At 59.1% G+C, this 17,611-nt stretch carries 13 protein-coding genes; 7 read left to right on the forward strand and 6 right to left on the reverse strand.

Going from position 1 to position 17,611, the window contains the following annotated elements:
- Positions 1 to 175: 175 nt before the first annotated feature.
- The 3 genes from clpB to rluD form a co-directional block, all read right to left on the reverse strand.
- On the reverse strand, positions 176 to 2,743 hold the full coding sequence (gene clpB, locus BLU11_RS12170) for an ATP-dependent chaperone ClpB (RefSeq protein ID WP_090273699.1): 2,568 nt from the start codon (positions 2,741 to 2,743) through the stop codon (positions 176 to 178).
- A gap of 111 nt (positions 2,744 to 2,854) precedes the next feature.
- Entirely contained in the window at positions 2,855 to 3,592 is a 738-nt protein-coding gene (gene pgeF / locus BLU11_RS12175) for a peptidoglycan editing factor PgeF (RefSeq protein WP_090273701.1), read from the reverse strand.
- Positions 3,589 to 4,548 (reverse strand): 23S rRNA pseudouridine(1911/1915/1917) synthase RluD, encoded by a 960-nt coding sequence (gene rluD / locus BLU11_RS12180; protein ID WP_090273704.1) that lies wholly within the window; start codon positions 4,546 to 4,548, stop codon positions 3,589 to 3,591. The genes pgeF and rluD overlap by 4 nt, the downstream gene beginning before the upstream one ends.
- A 172-nt stretch (positions 4,549 to 4,720) precedes the next feature.
- Here rluD and BLU11_RS12185 point away from each other — a divergent pair, with 172 nt between their 5' ends.
- From BLU11_RS12185 to BLU11_RS12200, 4 genes are all read left to right on the forward strand, one after another.
- The gene (locus tag BLU11_RS12185; protein ID WP_090273706.1) at positions 4,721 to 5,719 is read left to right on the forward strand and encodes an outer membrane protein assembly factor BamD; all 999 of its coding nucleotides are present in this window, start codon (positions 4,721 to 4,723) and stop codon (positions 5,717 to 5,719) included.
- Positions 5,720 to 5,852: 133 nt separating this feature from the next.
- Positions 5,853 to 6,131: a PP0621 family protein gene (locus tag BLU11_RS12190; RefSeq protein ID WP_231702197.1), complete on the forward strand. Its 279-nt coding sequence runs from the start codon at positions 5,853 to 5,855 to the stop codon at positions 6,129 to 6,131.
- Positions 6,112 to 7,704 (forward strand): sensor histidine kinase, encoded by a 1,593-nt coding sequence (locus BLU11_RS12195; protein WP_090273711.1) that lies wholly within the window; start codon positions 6,112 to 6,114, stop codon positions 7,702 to 7,704. Before BLU11_RS12190 ends, BLU11_RS12195 begins: the two co-directional genes overlap by 20 nt.
- A 39-nt stretch (positions 7,705 to 7,743) precedes the next feature.
- Positions 7,744 to 9,084 (forward strand): sigma-54-dependent transcriptional regulator, encoded by a 1,341-nt coding sequence (locus BLU11_RS12200; RefSeq protein WP_231702198.1) that lies wholly within the window; start codon positions 7,744 to 7,746, stop codon positions 9,082 to 9,084.
- On the opposite strand, the gene thiO is transcribed toward BLU11_RS12200, so the two are convergent.
- A complete protein-coding gene (thiO, locus tag BLU11_RS12205; protein WP_090273717.1) occupies positions 9,085 to 10,185 on the reverse strand; it encodes a glycine oxidase ThiO in 1,101 nt (366 codons plus the stop codon).
- Between the two features lie 170 nt (positions 10,186 to 10,355).
- On the opposite strand from thiO, the gene mqo reads away from it, so the two are divergent.
- Positions 10,356 to 11,843: a malate dehydrogenase (quinone) gene (gene mqo / locus BLU11_RS12210; RefSeq protein ID WP_090273719.1), complete on the forward strand. Its 1,488-nt coding sequence runs from the start codon at positions 10,356 to 10,358 to the stop codon at positions 11,841 to 11,843.
- A gap of 54 nt (positions 11,844 to 11,897) precedes the next feature.
- Here the strand turns inward: mqo and BLU11_RS12215 are convergent, their stop codons facing one another.
- Both BLU11_RS12215 and glyA read right to left on the reverse strand, forming a co-directional pair.
- Entirely contained in the window at positions 11,898 to 12,617 is a 720-nt protein-coding gene (locus BLU11_RS12215; RefSeq protein WP_157718674.1) for a substrate-binding periplasmic protein, read from the reverse strand.
- A 199-nt stretch (positions 12,618 to 12,816) separates the two neighbouring features.
- The gene (glyA, locus tag BLU11_RS12220) at positions 12,817 to 14,073 is read right to left on the reverse strand and encodes a serine hydroxymethyltransferase (protein ID WP_090276439.1); all 1,257 of its coding nucleotides are present in this window, start codon (positions 14,071 to 14,073) and stop codon (positions 12,817 to 12,819) included.
- Positions 14,074 to 14,310: 237 nt separating this feature from the next.
- Here glyA and ettA point away from each other — a divergent pair, with 237 nt between their 5' ends.
- Together ettA and gdhA are read left to right on the forward strand one after the other, a co-directional pair.
- Positions 14,311 to 15,975: an energy-dependent translational throttle protein EttA gene (gene ettA, locus BLU11_RS12225; protein ID WP_090273725.1), complete on the forward strand. Its 1,665-nt coding sequence runs from the start codon at positions 14,311 to 14,313 to the stop codon at positions 15,973 to 15,975.
- 285 nt (positions 15,976 to 16,260) lie between these two features.
- On the forward strand, positions 16,261 to 17,601 hold the full coding sequence (gene gdhA / locus BLU11_RS12230) for an NADP-specific glutamate dehydrogenase (RefSeq protein WP_090273728.1): 1,341 nt from the start codon (positions 16,261 to 16,263) through the stop codon (positions 17,599 to 17,601).
- Positions 17,602 to 17,611: the final 10 nt, after the last annotated feature.

A 17,611-nucleotide genomic window follows, 5' to 3' on the forward strand; every position in this document is an offset into this window, starting at 1 on the left:
TGTAGGTCTTGCTGAATGGCAAGGCCCGTGGATGGCCAGCCAGTGAATCTCCGCCTATAACGGAGGGTGATAACTCAGGTGCAAAGATTGGCGAGTTTAACACAGGTCGGCAACTGCCCGGCAGCATGCAACCAAACGCCAAACCCCGACCAATGGCCGGGGCTTGCGTTGCAACTTATCGTGTAAAGACGAAGTCTTCGCCTTCGACACTGGTCTTGATGGTGACTCCCGGTTCGAAATCGCCAGCAAGGATACGCTGTGCCAGCGGGTTCTCGATCCAACGCTGGATTGCACGCTTGAGCGGGCGCGCGCCATACACCGGGTCATAGCCGACAGCCACGAGTTTCTCCAGCGCTTCGTCGCTCAGCTCCAGATTCAGTTCGCGCTCGGCCAGACGCTGGCGCAGACGCTCCATCTGAATCTCGGCAATCCCGCCGATCTGCTCCTTGCCCAGCGGCTCGAACACCACCACTTCGTCGATCCGGTTAACGAATTCCGGGCGGAAGTGCTGGCCGACCGCGTCCATCACCGCTGCGCGCTGAGCCTCCGGATCGCCGACCAGCTCCTGGATCTGCGCCGAGCCCAGGTTCGAGGTCATGACGATCACCGTATTACGGAAATCCACGGTACGCCCCTGACTGTCAGTCAGGCGGCCATCTTCGAGCACCTGCAGCAGGATGTTGAATACATCCGGATGGGCCTTCTCGACTTCATCCATAAGGATCACCGAGTACGGCTTGCGGCGTACCGCTTCGGTCAGGTAACCGCCCTCCTCATAGCCGACATAGCCCGGAGGTGCCCCGATCAGCCGGGCCACGGAATGCTTCTCCATGAACTCGGACATGTCGATGCGCACCATCGCTTCCTCAGTATCGAACAGAAACTCGGCCAGTGCCTTGCACAGCTCGGTCTTGCCCACCCCGGTCGGGCCGAGGAACAGGAAGGAACCGCTCGGGCGGTTCGGGTCCGATAGTCCGGCGCGGGAGCGACGCACCGCATTGGAGACAGCCACCACTGCCTCATGCTGTCCGATCACCCGCTTGTGCAGCTCGTCTTCCATGCGCAGCAGCTTGTCGCGCTCGCCTTCCAGCATCTTGGATACCGGAATGCCGGTCCACTTGGAGACTACTTCGGCGATTTCCTCGTCGGTAACTTTGGTGCGCAGCAGTTGGTTCTCAGTCTTGGCGTGCTGATCAACCATCTGCAAGCTGCGCTCAAGATCCGGGATGATCCCGTATTGCAGCTCGGCCATGCGTGCCAAGTCACCCTTGCGGCGCGCAGCTTCCAACTCGGCCCGAGACTGCTCGATCTTTTCCTGCAACTGCCCAGCACCCTGCACTTCGGCCTTTTCCGACTTCCAGATATCCTCGAGATCGGCGTACTCACGCTCGAGCCGAACAATATCCTCCTCAAGCTTCTCCAGCCGCTTGATGGTGGCTTCGTCGTCTTCCTTCTTCAGCGCCTCGCGTTCGACCTTGAGTTGAATCAACCGGCGATCCAGGCGATCCAGCTCTTCGGGTTTGGAGTCGATTTCCATGCGGATACGGCTGGCTGCTTCATCGATCAGGTCGATGGCCTTGTCCGGCAGCTGGCGGTCAGTGATGTAACGATGCGACAACTTGGCGGCAGCGATGATTGCGCCGTCGGTGATCGCCACCTTATGGTGCACTTCATAACGTTCTTTCAGGCCACGCAGGATGGCAATGGTGTCCTCTTCACTGGGCTCATCGACCAGCACCTTCTGGAAACGCCGCTCCAGCGCCGCATCTTTCTCGATGTACTGGCGATATTCGTCCAGGGTGGTGGCGCCCACACAGTGCAGCTCACCACGGGCCAATGCCGGCTTGAGCATATTGCCCGCATCCATGGAGCCTTCGGCCTTGCCGGCGCCCACCATGGTGTGCAACTCGTCGATGAACAGGATGACCTGGCCTTCCTGTTTGCCCAGTTCGTTGAGCACGGCTTTCAGACGCTCCTCGAACTCGCCGCGAAATTTCGCGCCGGCGATCAGCGAGCCCATATCCAGTGACAGCAGACGCTTGCCTTTCAGGCCATCGGGCACTTCGCCGTTGATGATGCGCTGCGCCAGCCCTTCGACGATGGCGGTCTTACCCACACCGGGCTCCCCGATCAATACCGGATTGTTCTTGGTACGGCGCTGCAGTACCTGCACGGTGCGGCGGATCTCGTCATCGCGGCCGATCACCGGATCCAGCTTGCCGTCTTCGGCTTTCTTGGTCAGGTCAACCGTGTATTTGTCCAGCGCCTGGCGAGACTCCTCGGCATTTGCGTCGTTCACAGTTTCGCCTCCACGCAGGTTGTCGATGGCGGTTTCCAGCGCCTTCTTCGATACGCCCTGGGCCAGCAGGATCTTGCCCAGGCGGGTGTTCTCGTCCATGGCCGCGAGTAGTACCAGCTCGCTGGAGATGAACTGGTCACCGCGTTTCTGTGCCATGCCGTCGGCCTGATTCAACAGGCGGGCAAGATCGGTAGACAGGTTCACATCGCCGGTGGGGTTGGCGATGGTCGGCAGTTGATCAATCGCATCGCTGAGCTGCTGGCGCAGGCCACCAAGGTCGAAACCAACCTGCAGCAACAGAGGTTTGATCGAGCCTTGCTGCTGCTCGATGAGTGAAAGCATCAAATGCAGCGGTTCAATCTGGTTGTGGTCACGGCCGACCGCCAACGACTGCGCGTCGGACAGGGCCATTTGCAATTTACTGGTTAAGCGGTCAATACGCATGAGTAGCAATCCTTATCGGCAGGCCGGAACCGGAGCTCCAGCAACATTCACTTAGATGAATGATAGATGAGGATTATTACTTCGCTTTCAAGGGGGTGACACTGATTCGTGTCAATTTTTTGTCGCAGAGTCCAGCCAGACCATAGAAGCGAAGCGACCGGTCTGCCCGTCACAACGATAGGAAAAGAAACGGATGGGGTCGCTGACGGTGCACAGTCCGCCGCCATAAATGGCTGTAACACCCGCCCCGTTCAGGCGCAGCCTGGCCAATTGATAGATATCTGCCAGATAATGACCGGCACGCTCGGACGGCTTGAAACACGCTGCAGCCGCGGCGCTGCTGAATATCTCGCGCACCTCGGGACCGACTTCGAAGGCGTCGGGACCAATAGCCGGCCCCAGCCAGACCAGCAGCTCTTCCGGCGGCACACCGAGCGCACTGATGGTGTTCTCGAGAATGCCTGCCGCCAGTCCGCGCCAGCCGGCGTGCGCTGCAGCCACTCGGGTGCCCGCCCGGTCACAGAACAGCACCGGCAGGCAATCGGCGGTCATGATAATGCAAGCCACATCCGACTCCAGCGTCCAGCTGGCGTCAGCCTCTTCTACCAACCCGGGCGCAGCTTCAACCACATCGGTACTGTGGGTCTGTTCCAGCCAGGCAAGGCGGCAGCCGAGCATGCGCCCGAGTTCCGCCCGATTGGCCAGCACGTTATTCGGATCGTCGTCAACGTGGGTGCCCAGATTGAAGCCCTTGAATACACCCTGACTGCATCCGTCCTGGCGTGTTGTCACGCAGGTTCTGACCCACTCGGGGGCTGGCCAGTCGGCCTGCAGCCAGTGCTCTTTCATTCTTCCAGCTCACCGTCGTGGCGCAACTGCGCCAGCAGTTCCTGCATATCGGCCGGCAGCGGCGCTTCCCAGCGCATCGGGCGGTTATCGTCCGGGTGCTCCAACTCCAGCCGTCTGGCGTGCAATGCCTGGCGCGGGAAGCCGCGCAGCATGGCGATCATTTCCTGCGTCGCGCCTGGCGGAATGCGCAACCGGCCGCCGTAGGTCTGATCCCCCACCAGCGGGAAGTTGATGTAACTCATGTGCACGCGAATCTGGTGCGTGCGGCCGGTCTCCAGCTTCACCTTGACGTGGGTATGGGCACGGAAGCGGCTGATCACTCGATAATGGCTGATAGCCTGCTTGCCGCCGGCCACCACCGCCATCTTCTGTCGATTGTGGCCATGTCGGGCAATCGGCTCGTCGACCTTGCCGCCCGCGGTCATGACGCCCACCACCACGCACTCGTATTCACGGGTGACGCTGCGGTTCTGCAACTGGATCACCAGATCGGTCTGGGCTTCCAGCGTCTTGGCAACCACCATGAGCCCGGTGGTGTCCTTGTCCAGCCGGTGCACGATACCGGCACGCGGCACTTTTGCCAGCTCTGGGGCGTGATGCAACAAAGCATTGAGCAAGGTGCCATCCTGATGCCCGGCTGCGGGGTGAACCACCAACCCGGCTGGCTTGTTGATCACCAGCAGCGCGTGATCTTCATAGACAATATCCAGGTCGATGGCTTCGGGTTGCCAGTCGCCCTGCACTTCAAGCTCTGCGTCCAACTCCAATAGTTGGTCACCATAAACGGTGTCGCGTGGGCGGATCTGCTTGCCATCAACTGTCAGAAAACCATCCTTGATCCAGCCTTGCAGGCGCGATCGGGAGTGGCTGGGGAACAATTGGGCAGCGACCTGGTCAAGGCGTTGACCACCGCACTCTGGGGTAACCTTTGCAGACAAGCGAATTCGTTCTGACATCAAGGGCTCACTGGAACGCACCGGTAACGCGCAATCCCTTTTGGTTTCGGCCCGGCGCTGTGGTTAAATACGGCTTCTTTGCCTGGCACAAGCTGTGCCGGGCAACTGAGCTCAACTATAACAGGACGGCTGTCATGGCAACAGCGCGGGGTCGTCCATCCGGATGTCAAACATGTCGATAAAACATCTCCTGCTGGTCGGTCTGCTGAGTCTGCTGGCGGCCTGTTCATCTAACAAGGCAACGGTTCTGGATGAGTCGCTCAGCGAGTCTGAGCTGTATGTGCTGGCCCAGAAGAATCTGGATGCCAATAATTATAGTATGGCCATCGATTCTCTGCGGGCGCTGGAGTCACGCTATCCGTTCGGACGCTTCGCCGAGCAGGCCCAGCTGGAACTGATCTACGCCTATTATCAGAATATGGAACTGGAAGCCGCCAAGTCTTCCGCAGACCGCTTCATCCGTCTGCACCCGCAGCATCCCAACGTGGATTACGCCTATTATCTGCGCGGCATGACCTCCTTCACCCGCGACCGCGGCCTGTTCGAGCGCTTTCTGCCGCTGGACATGACCCGCCGCGATCCAGGTGCGGCACGTGATTCTTTCAACGAATTCGCTCAGCTGGTCAGCCGCTATCCGGACAGCCGCTACGCGCCTGATGCACGTCAGCGCATGGTCTATCTGCGCAATCTGCTGGCGGCGTACGATGCCCATGTTGGCCATTACTACCTCAAGCGTGGCGCTTATGTTGCGGCGGTCAACCGTGGCCGCTATATCGTCGAGAACTTCCAGCAGACGCCGTCTGTGGGTGATGGTCTGGCACTGATGGTCGAAGGTTACCAGCGCCTGGCCATGGACGAGCTTGCCAATAATGCGCTGCTGACCCTGCAGAGCAACTATCCCGAGCACCCGAGCCTGAAGGATGGCGAGTTCCAGCATCATGTCGAGCCGGCACAAAAGGATACGGGTTGGGTCGAGTCGATGACGGTAGGCCTGCTCGACAAGGTCATGACCCCGCCAGCGATGAACCGCGACACGCAGATGGAACGGGAAATGGAGCAGCAGTATCAAGAGGCTCTGAATGCCCTGCCCCGCGATATCAAGACACCGCAACAGGAACAGAAAGCCAAGCGCTCCATCTGGAGTCGGCTGAGCTTCGGACTGTTTGACTGAGCTGACTGACCGGCCCGGGCGCTAAGCGCCCACGGTGCAGCCCCCATGCAGAGCGTGGGGGGCCATCAGAAGCCCAGCTTCAAGCCCCCTGAACACCGCAGCGAGCACCAAGGACTTGTTTGGCACGCTGTCCATGTGCGATACACTGGCTCCAATTTCACAGGGAATCGCAACGGTCATGGGTCTGATCAAACTTTTCATTCTGCTGGTACTGGCATATATCGCTTTTGTCTTCTGGCGACAGATGAAAGCTGCCCAGGCGGATAAACGCCGCGCGGCGCCACCACAGCAGCCTCCTAAAATGGTCCGCTGCGCACAGTGCCAGCTACACCTGCCGGAACACCTGGCCCTACGTCAGGATGACAAATGGTATTGCTGCAGTGAGCATCGCAATGTGGATCAGCAAGACTGAAACGGTTGATTCGCAACGCCCCAAGATACTGCGGATTTATAATGTCTATCGGGTAATTCTCGGGCTCTTCCTGACCCTGCTCACCAGCTCCGCCCTGCGTGACGGGCTGATCGATCTGCAGAATCCCGATCTATACGAAAGCGCGAGCTGGATCTATCTGATCATCAATGTGCTGATTGCCCTGCTGCTGCATCAGGGCAAGCGCGACCTGCACCTGTTCGTACTGGCATTCATCGATATATTCCTGTTGGCGGTGCTGTTCTATGCCGCCGGCGGCGCCAGCAGTGGGCTGGGCAACCTGCTGATCATTCCAGTGGCCACCGGCAACATTCTGCTGCATGGACGCATCGGCTTGCTGCTGGCGGCACTGGCCAGCCTGGCGTTGATCTATCTGACGTTCTTTCTCAGCCTGGCGCACCCGTCGATCAGTCAAAGCTACCTGCAGGTGGGCGTGCTCGGCTGTATTTACTTTGCTGTGGCCATGTTCGTACAACGGCTCAGTCGCCGTTTGCGGCTATCGGAAAATCTCGCCCAGCAACATGCCGCCAGCCTGGCCAGCATGGAAAAGCTCAACCAGTTGATCATTCAGCGCATGCGCACCGGCATCATGGTGATAGACGAGTCGCTGGAGGTACTGCTGGCCAACGAAGCTGCCGCACAGATGCTGGGCAAACCCATCATTCGCGGCATGGCGCTCGACAGCCTCGCCCCGGAACTGGGTCAGCGTCAGCGCCAGTGGCAGGTCAACCCCTCGATACGCGCCCTGCCCTTTCGCAACCATGTGGGCGCAGCGGAATTGATGGCCAACTTCAAACGCCTGCCTGCCGATGACCGGGAGTCTATTCTCATCTTTCTGGATGACCATGCGCAAATGGCGCAACAGGTTCAGCAGCTGAAACTGGCATCGCTCGGTCGACTCACGGCAAGCATCGCCCATGAGATCCGCAATCCACTGGGGGCGCTCAGCCACGCAGCGCAATTGCTGGTCGAATCGGAACATATCCATCCTCAGGACCAACGTCTGACCGAGATCATCCAGCAACACTCCAAGCGCATGAACAAGGTCATCGAAACCGTACTGGAATTATCCCGGCGCCGGCAGAGCGAACCCCAGCTGGTGGACCTGACGCTGTGGCTGGCGCAGTTCGTCAGCGACTATAAGCAAACCAGTCCTGCCACTGACAGCATCGAATGCGAGCTGGAGAAGGAAGGCATTCTGACCCGCATGGACCCCAACCAGTTGAGCCAGGTGCTGAGCAATCTGTGCCATAACGCCTTCCGTTACAGTGGTGCGCCGGACAGCCAACGGACAATCTGGCTGAAGCTGTATGAGAATGCCGAGACCGGTTTGCCAACGCTGGAGGTCATCGACCATGGGCCGGGCATTGATGATCGTCACCTGAGTCAGGTATTCGAGCCCTTCTATACTACCGAGTCCGCCGGCACCGGTCTGGGCCTGTATATTTCCCGGGAGTTATGCGAGAGCAACCAGGCAATCCTGGAGTATGAGCGGCTGGAGCCCCGCGGCAGCTGCATGCGGATAGTCTTCGCCCATCCCAAACGGCTGGTATGATCCTTCTTTTCTGAACCGTACGAACGCATGGAGCACCACGTGAACAACCCGCTGGCACTGATCATCGACGACGAGCCCGATATACTTGAGCTGCTCGACATGACGTTGGGGCGGATGAACATCAATACCCGCAGTGCGACCAACCTGACCCAGGCGCTGGCATTGCTCAACAGCCAGCGTTTCGACCTGTGTCTGACCGACATGCGCCTGCCTGACGGTGACGGTCTGAGCGTGGTGCGTCACATTCAGCAGCACTGTCCCAACACTCCGGTAGCGATGATCACGGCGTACGGCAGTCTGGATACCGCCATCACTGCATTGAAATCCGGCGCCTTCGATTTCGTCACCAAGCCGGTGGACCTGCAACGCTTGCGCGAACTGGTCAACAGCGCCCTGCTGCTCAGTCGCCCCGTGGCTGAGCCAGCCGCGCACGACGCAGACGATCCGATTCTCGGCGCATCGCCGCCGATTCAGCAACTGCGTCGGCAGATAGCCAAACTCGCCCGCAGTGAAGCTCCCCTGTATGTCAGCGGCGAGTCCGGCAGCGGCAAGGAACTCGTTGCGCGGCGTATCCATGCGCTGGGCCCGCGGGCATGCCATCCGTTCGTGCCGGTGAACTGTGGCGCGATTCCTTCGGAGCTGATGGAAAGCGAGTTTTTCGGACACCGCAAGGGCAGTTTCACCGGCGCGGTGGCCGATAAGCCTGGGCTGTTTCAGGCCGCCAACGGCGGCACACTGTTTCTCGATGAAGTTGCCGACCTGCCGCTGTCCATGCAGGTCAAGCTGCTGCGCGCCATTCAGGAAAAGGCCGTACGCCCGGTCGGCACCCAGCAGGAAGAGGCAGTGAATGTGCGGCTGCTCTGCGCCACCCACAAGGATCTCGCCCTGGAAGTGGCTGAGGGGCGCTTCCGCCAGGATCTGTTCTACCGTATCAATGTCATCGAACTGCGCGTCCCGCCACTGCGCGAACGGCGTGAGGATATTGCGCTGATAGCCCAGCGCATCCTCGGCCAACTGGCCCACCGGGCCGGCGTCAAGGTACCCGCCGTGGATCCGGACTGCATGGAACGCCTGAGCAATTACCGCTTCCCCGGCAACGTTCGTGAACTGGAGAATATCCTGGAGCGCGCCTTCACTTTGTGCGAAGGCGACAGCATCACCGCCGCCGACATTCAGCTCAACAGCAGCCCGATCCCCGGTGACGAAGCCGCGCTGACACAGATCGATTCACTGGAAGACTTCCTCGATGACATCGAACGCAAAGCACTGACCCTAGCGCTGGAAGAAACCCGCTGGAACAAGACCGCCGCCGCCCGCCGCCTGGGTCTGACCTTCCGGTCATTGCGTTACCGGTTGAAAAAACTGGGACTGGAAGACTGATTACCGGCGCTGAACACGCCCTTCGATCCGGTAAGGCGCCGGATCGACGATCGGCCTTCTGCCCAGCATGAGATCAGCCAACAGACGGCACGACGCCGGCGCCAGTACCAGACCGTTGCGGTAATGTCCGGTGTTCAGCCAGAGCCCGGGATAATCCGGCACCTGACCGATATAAGGCACTCCTTCGGGCGAGCCCGGGCGTAACCCGGCCCATTGCATGACTGGCTCCTGCTCCGCCAGTGCCGGCAGCAACTGGACCGCCGATGCGCGCAACGAGCTCAATGCAACCTCGGTGGTAGTTTTGTCGAAGCCTTCGTGTTCCAGGGTGCTGCCGATGAGAATATGCCCATCACACCGGGGAATCGCGTAGCGCCCAGCATGCAGCACCATGCTCTGCAGCCAGTTCGGATCAGCCTTGTACAACAGCATCTGGCCTTTCACCGGCTCTACCGGCAGCGCCAAACCCAGCGTGGCCAGGCAGTCACCGCTCCAGGCTCCTGCGGCCAGTACTACTGCATCAGCACGCAGTATGTCGCCGGCACAATCGACGCCTGTAACCCGCCCGTGCTCGACCAGCAGGCGTGCATCAGGCGTCTCTTCCAGCACACGGCATTCGGGAATGGTTGTCAGATAATCACGCAAGGCTGCCATCAGCCGCGGATTGCGCACATTAGCCAGGTCCGCCTGCCACAGCGCGCTATCGTAACCCTCAGCTAACACCGGTACCTGTTGGTAGATGAAGTCGGCCTCGACGCTGCGCAATGGCTTATCCTGGCGCTCAGCCCAGGCCAGCGCGTCAGCCTGCTCGTCAGAATCGAGCCAGAGCAAGCCGCACGGGGTTACCTGCGGATCGATGCCGGTGCGCTCAGCCAGTCGACGGCCCAATCCGGGATAAAAGTTCTGGGAGAAATCCGACAAGGCGCTGACCGCCTGACTGTATCGCCATGGATACAAGGGAGAAACTATGCCACCGCCGGCCCATGAGGCTTCCCGCCCAATCTGCCGACGCTCGATCAAGGTAACGCGGGCGCCGGCGTCCAGCAGATTGAGTGCGGACAGGCAGCCGATGACGCCACCTCCTACAATCACCACATGTTGCATGTCAGGCGCCCCTCCCGGCTGAACCTTCGGTTCGTGACAAAGTCGGCTCAGGCTTGGGCTCACCGGTCATATGACTACCTTCTACCTACCCTTCGCTATCAATGGTTATGACACGAAACCGGATAAAGCGAGTATCATACGCGCAGTTTTTAGTAAGAGGCGACATGTAAATGACAGCAAAAGATGTAGACGTATTGCTGGTCGGTGGTGGCGTCATGAGCGCCACGCTCGGAATGTTGCTCAAACAGCTCGATCCAAATATGACCATTACCCTGGTCGAACGTCTGGATCACGTTGCTCACGAGAGCACGGATGGCTGGAACAATGCCGGCACGGGGCACGCCGGTTATTGTGAGCTGAACTACACTCCCCAAGCCGATGATGGCAGCATCACAATCAACCGCGCACTGTCGATCAACGCGAACTTCGAGGTGACCCTGCAGTTCTGGTCCTACCTGGTCGAACAGCAGATCCTGCCAGCGCCCGGCAAATTCATCAATCCAACGGCACACCAGAGTTTTGTCTGGGGCGAGAACGACGTTGCCTTCCTGCGCAAACGTCATGAACTGCTCAGCGCGCACCCTCTCTTCGCCGAGATGCAATACAGCGAATCACCGGAAAAGCTCAATGAGTGGATGCCTTTGGTCATGCGTGATCGCACAGACGGTGTACCCGTTGCCGCGACCCGTGTCGAGCATGGTTCCGATGTCGATTTCGGCTCGCTGACCCGCAGCATGATCAAACATCTGGTGACCCAGGACAACTTCGACCTGCTCCTCAGCCATTCGGTCAAGAGCATGCGCAAGAGCAAGCGCGGCCATTGGCGCGTGGCAGTGAAAGACGAACACAGCGGTGAAGACAAGCAGTTCAACGCCCGCTTCGTGTTTCTCGGCGCCGGCGGCGGCTCCCTGCCCCTGCTGCAGAAATCACACATCGATGAAAGCCAGGGGTACGGCGGCTTCCCGGTCAGCGGCCAGTGGCTGGTGTGCAGGAAACCGGAGATCGTTCAGCAGCACCATTCCAAGGTTTATGGCAAAGCACCGGTTGGTGCGCCGCCCATGTCCGTACCGCACCTGGACACGCGCATCATCAACGGCGAGCCCGCCCTGCTGTTTGGCCCCTTCGCCGGGTTCACCACCAAGTTTCTGAAGAAAGGCTCGGTGTTTGATCTGTTTTCCTCGGTACGCCCTTACAACGTTGCGCCGATGATGGCAGTCGGTCGCGACAATATGGACCTGACCAAGTATCTGATCGCCGAATCCTTCCAGTCGCACAAGGATCGCGTGGCTTCGCTGCGCAACTTCTTCCCCGACGCCAAAGAGGAAGATTGGACGCTGCAGAACGCCGGCATGCGCGTCCAGATCATCAAGAAGGATGCCGAAGGACATGGCAAACTGGAGTTCGGTACCGAAACCGTCGCCGCCAAGGATGGTTCCCTGGCTGCGCTGTTGGGCGCCTCTCCAGGCGCATCGACGGCGGTACAGGCCATGATCGATGTTCTGCAACGCTGCTTCAAGGATCGAATGGCCAGCCCGCAATGGCAGGCCCGCATGAAGGAACTGGTGCCCTCTTACGGCCAGTCCCTGATTGATGACGCCGAGCTACTCAAGACGGTCCGCGATCGCACACTGAGTACGCTCAACCTGCGCCGCGACTGATCTTCCAGCGTTATGCCCGCCGGCGGGCGCTGAACTACCTGCCGGCGAGCTCTATCACTGTTTTGTCACATCCAGCTCGACTCCCTGTGCCTGCAACCGATCAAAGGCAGCATCCAGATCCGCTTTCAGTTGCTCGACAAACCCCGAATGGCGAGACAGTACGAACCGCATGGGGTGATTGGCCACTTCGATATAGGGGAGCGGCGCCATGTTCAGGTCCTGCAATACCACGTCCACCTGAGCTCGATAATCCAGCAGATAATCACCACGCCCCCGCAACAACATCTTCACTGCACCGCTGTGCGAGTTGCTCTTGTGCAGAGTCAGGTCCAGCGCGGGATCGGCGAGAATATCCTTCAAAGCACTGGTATAAGTGAAGTTGGTGATCGTGATGACACTTTTACCACGCAGCCCCTGCGGCCAGTCCGGTGGGGGCTCACCCGCAAGGTAATAAAGATTGATACCGACCTGCCCCATGTCACGCTCGGTAAGCAGAGTGTCATTATCCAACCCCGGCTTGTTCAGCACGCCGGGCCATAGATGCACGTCACCGCTTTCCAACCCCAACCAGATCCGCGCTGCCGGCAGAATCTGGACCTGCGCCTCATACCCCGCTTCATTCAGCAATCTCCGAGTCAATTCAACAGCCTTGCCCGTCGGTCGGCCTGACTCATCCAGCTCCGAATAACCTGGAAAATCCATAAAGGCCACTCGTATCTCGGGTTTCTGCTGCGCCAGTACTGCTGAGCTGGAAAACAGAAGGAGCAATATCAACCAGCCTCTTGCGGTCGCCTTCATAAGCACTTGTCCTCGATAGTCCTTGAGTTTTTCTTGTATATTTCGAGCCTAACCAGCCCTCTCAGGATTGCAAGTGCAAGCCATGTCGCCGTAAGGGAAGAATTTTTTCGCTGAGTGATACAAAAAACCCCTTGCCGGTCGCTCAGCAAGGGGTTTTGTCATTGCACTCTACTGCTCAGTCACCGTAAACCGGCAGACGGGCGCAGATGGCCTTGACCTGCTCACGAACGCGATCGATGACGGACTCGTCACCCATGTTGCCCAGGATGTCGCAGATCCAGCCGGCCAGCTCGCGGCACTCGGATTCCTTGAAGCCACGCGTGGTCACCGCCGGCGTACCGATGCGCAGACCGGAGGTCACGAACGGCGAGCGCGGATCGTTCGGCACGGCATTCTTGTTCACGGTAATGAACGCGCGACCCAACGCAGCGTCAGCATCCTTACCGGTAATGTCCTGCTTGATCAGCGACAGCAGGAACAGGTGGTTCAGCGTACCGCCGGATACCACATCAAAACCACGCTCGATGAACACCTCGGCCATCGCCTGGGCATTCTTCACCACCTGCTGCTGGTAAGCCTTGAACTCGTCGCTCATGGCTTCCTTGAAGCAGATCGCCTTGGCCGCAATCACATGCATCAGCGGGCCACCCTGACCACCGGGGAATACCGCGGAGTTGAGCTTCTTCTCCAGTGCCTCGTTGGCACGGGCCAGAATCAGACCGCCACGCGGGCCGCGCAGGGTCTTGTGGGTAGTGGTGGTGACCACGTCAGCGTGAGGCACAGGGTTGGGGTAGACGCCCGCCGCAACCAGACCGGCAACGTGAGCCATGTCGACAAACAGGTAGGCACCGACCTTGTCGGCAATCTCGCGGAAACGCGGGAAGTCCAGAATCTGCGAATAGGCGGAGAACCCAGCGATGATCATTTTCGGCTTGTGTTCAACGGCCAGACGCTCGACTTCGTCATAGTCGATCAGACCGGTATCGGTGTTGATGCCGTACTGCACAGCGTTGTACATCTTGCCGGAGAAGTTGACCGACGCACCATGCGTCAGGTGACCACCATGGGCCAGGCTCATGCCGAGTACGGTATCACCGGCCTGCAGCAGAGCCTGGAACACGGCGCTGTTGGCCTGGGAGCCGGCATGCGGCTGCACGTTGGCATAATCAGCGCCGAACAATTCCTTGGCACGGTCGATGGCCAGCTGCTCAGCCACGTCCACGAACTCACAACCGCCGTAGTAGCGCTTGCCCGGGTAACCTTCGGCGTACTTGTTGGTCAGCACCGAACCTTGCGCCTGCATGACCGCAGGACTGGTGTAGTTCTCGGATGCGATCAGCTCGATGTGCTCTTCCTGACGCTGGGCCTCCTGTTGCATGGATGCCCACAACTCGGCGTCGAAAGTGGCAATATCGTTGGAACGGCTAAACATGTCACGGCCCTCTGCCAGGATGTACAAATAAAAAAGAGGCCGCATTTTACCCCAACCGGCACAAACTGGCACATGAAAAGCATTCAGGCCGTCGGACAACCTCTTTCAAGTAGCGATGCATACAGGCCAGTGGGCTGCATGTTTGCCCTCTGCATCGACTTCAGCTAGCCTTGCCAACCATCCAGCACCGTTCCAGGTGCCGTTCCTTTTTATACAGTTATCAAGGTTTGCGTCCACATGGCCCAATACGTATACAGCATGCATCGGGTAAGCAAGGTTGTCCCCCCGAAGCGGCAGATCCTCAAGGACATCTCCCTCTCCTTTTTCCCCGGCGCCAAGATCGGCGTGCTGGGCCTGAACGGCTCGGGTAAATCCACTCTGCTGCGCATCATGGCCGGCGTGGACACCGAGTTCGACGGCGAAGCGCGCCCGATGCCCGGTATCAATGTCGGTTATCTGCCGCAGGAGCCGCAACTGGATGCGGACAAGACAGTGCGAGAGATCGTCGAAGAAGCTGTGAGCCAGATAACGAACGCCCAGGCACGCCTCGATGAAGTCTATGCAGCCTACGCTGAACCGGAGGCTGATTTCGACGCGCTGGCCGCGGAGCAGGCCAAACTGGAAGCCATTCTGCAGGCCGCCGATGGGCATAATCTGGCTCGCCAGCTGGAAGTCGCTGCCGACGCCCTGCGCCTGCCGCCATGGGATGCACTCATCGGTCATCTGTCCGGTGGTGAAAAACGCCGTGTAGCCCTGTGCCGGCTGCTGCTGTCAGCACCTGACATGCTGCTGCTCGACGAGCCAACCAACCACCTGGACGCCGATTCCGTCGCCTGGCTGGAGCAGTTCCTGCATAACTTCCCCGGCACCGTAGTGGCGATTACTCACGACCGCTACTTCCTGGATAATGTCGCTGGCTGGATTCTCGAACTGGACCGCGGCCACGGTATCCCATTCGAAGGCAACTACTCGCAATGGCTGGAATCCAAGGCCAACCGTCTGTCTACCGAGGCCAAGCAGGAAGCCTCCCATGCCAAGGCAATGAAAGCCGAACTGGAGTGGGTCCGCCAGGGCGCCAAGGGTCGTCAGTCCAAATCCAAGGCTCGTCTGCAGCGCTTCGAGGAAATGCAATCCCAGGAATTCCAGAAGCGCAGCGAAACCAACGAGATCTATATTCCCACCGGCCAACGCCTGGGTGATCAGGTCATCGAGCTGCACAATGTATCCAAGGGTTATGGCGACCGGGTGCTGATCGATGATCTGTCTCTGACCATACCCAAGGGTGCGATTGTCGGCGTGATCGGTGGTAACGGCGCAGGTAAATCCACCCTGTTCCGCATGCTGACCGGCAAGGAACAGCCCGACAGCGGCAAGATCGTCATTGGTGACAGCGTACAGATTGCCAGCGTTGATCAGAGCCGTGACGAGCTGGATGGCAGCAAGACCGTCTGGGAGCAGGTGTCCGACGGATTCGACATGATCAAGGTCGGCAACTATGAAGTGCCGTCACGTGGTTATGTCGGCCGCTTCAACTTCAAGGGCGCTGATCAGCAGAAGTTCGTCAAGGATCTCTCCGGTGGTGAGCGTGGCCGTCTGCATCTGGCATTGACGCTGAAACAGGGCGCCAACGTGCTGCTGCTCGACGAACCCTCCAACGACCTCGATGTGGAAACGCTACGTGCCCTGGAAGAAGCCTTGCTGGACTTCCCCGGCTCTGCGATCGTGATCTCCCACGACCGCTGGTTCCTGGACCGTATCGCCACGCACATTCTTTCCTATGAGGATGATGCCAAGGTGGTATTCTTCGAGGGCAACTACACTGAATTTGAAGCCGACCGTAAAAAACGCCTGGGCGAAGCCGCAGCGCAGCCGCATCGTGTCCGCTACAAAAAACTGGCATAAAAACCCGGTTTGAGAAAAAAGTCACATTCTCAGTGAACTTTTTCGAGCCGCCGTCTGCGACTAAAACGCGCAGGCGGCGGTGTCATCTGAAAATTCATGAAAACGCTTCTAAAACAAGCAGCTGCAGCCTGATTGCCGTCACTGCAATCACCTCCGCGACAGCGCTCAGAAGCGACTTTCCGCATCAACATTCTGTATGTTTTTTTGTGAAGCGCTATTTCAGACCGTGCTCACCTCTGATAAATTTGCGCCATTACGCCTTAAACTTGCAAAAAAGAGACCTCCATGACTGATACGCTGACAGCCTGCCTGGCGCACCTGAAGTTGCGCGACCCAGAGCAACCCGAATTCCATCAGGCAGCCGAAGAAGTTCTGAGCACGCTGTGGCCTTTCCTGCAGGAGCATCCCAAATACCTCAAGGCGGGTATCATTGAGCGACTGATCGAACCTGAGCGAGTGATCATGTTCCGCGTGCCGTGGATGGATGACAATGGCCAGGTTCATGTGAACCGCGGCTTTCGCGTGCAAATGAACAGCGCCATCGGTCCCTACAAGGGCGGGCTGCGTTTCCATCCTTCGGTCAACCTGGGCGTACTCAAATTCCTGGCCTTCGAGCAGGTCTTCAAGAACGCCCTGACCACCCTGCCCATGGGCGGCGGCAAGGGCGGCTCGGATTTCGACCCCAAGGGCAAGAGCGACGCTGAAGTTATGCGCTTCTGCCAGTCCTTCATGACCGAACTGTCCCGTCACATCGGCGAGAACCTGGATATTCCGGCCGGCGACATCGGCGTCGGCGCTCGGGAAATCGGCTACATGTATGGTCAGTACAAACGCCTGCGCAACGAGTTTACCTCGGTGCTGACCGGTAAGGGCCTGACCTATGGCGGCAGCCTGATTCGTCCGGAAGCCACCGGTTATGGCGCCGTGTACTTCGCCGAGGAAATGCTGCAGGAACGTGGACTCAGCCTGGAAGGTCAACGCATAGCTCTTTCCGGCTCCGGCAATGTTGCCCAGTACGCCGCGCTCAAGGCCATGGACCTGGGTGCCATGGTGATCTCGATATCCGACTCCGGCGGCACCCTGTATTTCTCTGAGGGGATGACTGCTGAACAGTGGCACCACCTGATGGAGCTGAAGAACGAGCGTCGTGGCCGTCTGGTGGAAATGGCCAGCCAATTCAATCTGGAATTCCTGGCCAAGCGCACACCCTGGCACCTGGCCTGCGACATCGCCCTGCCCTGCGCCACTCAGAATGAACTCAACGGTGATGACGCCCGCACGCTGATTGCCAATGGCTGCCATTCGGTAGTTGAAGGCGCCAACATGCCTTCTACCCTGGAAGCGATTGATGTCTTCCTCGAGAACCGCATCCTCTTCGCCCCGGGCAAGGCAGCCAACGCCGGTGGCGTCGCGGTGAGCGGGCTGGAAATGAGCCAGAACGCCATGCGCATGCAGTGGACCGATGGCGAAGTGGACACCAAGCTGCATGCCATCATGCAGTCCATCCACTCTGCTTGCGAGCGCTACGGCAAGGAAGAAGACGGCTATATCAACTACGTGAAGGGCTCCAACATCGCCGGCTTCGTCAAGGTCGCCGATGCCATGCTGGCCCAGGGCGTGGTCTGATCTAACACCC

This window comes from Halopseudomonas litoralis, assembly GCF_900105005.1.
GTDB lineage: Bacteria > Pseudomonadota > Gammaproteobacteria > Pseudomonadales > Pseudomonadaceae > Halopseudomonas > Halopseudomonas litoralis.

What these genes read in the sequence shown, in the direction of transcription:
- clpB (WP_090273699.1), bottom strand. Translation starts at nt 2,743, where the DNA reads ATGCGTATTGACCGCTTAACCAGTAAATTGCAAATGGCCCTGTCCGAC.
- pgeF (WP_090273701.1), bottom strand. Translation starts at nt 3,592, where the DNA reads ATGAAAGAGCACTGGCTGCAGGCCGACTGGCCAGCCCCCGAGTGGGTC.
- rluD (WP_090273704.1), bottom strand. Translation starts at nt 4,548, where the DNA reads ATGTCAGAACGAATTCGCTTGTCTGCAAAGGTTACCCCAGAGTGCGGT.
- BLU11_RS12185 (WP_090273706.1), top strand. Translation starts at nt 4,721, where the DNA reads ATGTCGATAAAACATCTCCTGCTGGTCGGTCTGCTGAGTCTGCTGGCG.
- BLU11_RS12190 (WP_231702197.1), top strand. Translation starts at nt 5,853, where the DNA reads ATGTGCGATACACTGGCTCCAATTTCACAGGGAATCGCAACGGTCATG.
- BLU11_RS12195 (WP_090273711.1), top strand. Translation starts at nt 6,112, where the DNA reads ATGTGGATCAGCAAGACTGAAACGGTTGATTCGCAACGCCCCAAGATA.
- thiO (WP_090273717.1), bottom strand. Translation starts at nt 10,185, where the DNA reads ATGCAACATGTGGTGATTGTAGGAGGTGGCGTCATCGGCTGCCTGTCC.
- mqo (WP_090273719.1), top strand. Translation starts at nt 10,356, where the DNA reads ATGACAGCAAAAGATGTAGACGTATTGCTGGTCGGTGGTGGCGTCATG.
- glyA (WP_090276439.1), bottom strand. Translation starts at nt 14,073, where the DNA reads ATGTTTAGCCGTTCCAACGATATTGCCACTTTCGACGCCGAGTTGTGG.
- ettA (WP_090273725.1), top strand. Translation starts at nt 14,311, where the DNA reads ATGGCCCAATACGTATACAGCATGCATCGGGTAAGCAAGGTTGTCCCC.
- gdhA (WP_090273728.1), top strand. Translation starts at nt 16,261, where the DNA reads ATGACTGATACGCTGACAGCCTGCCTGGCGCACCTGAAGTTGCGCGAC.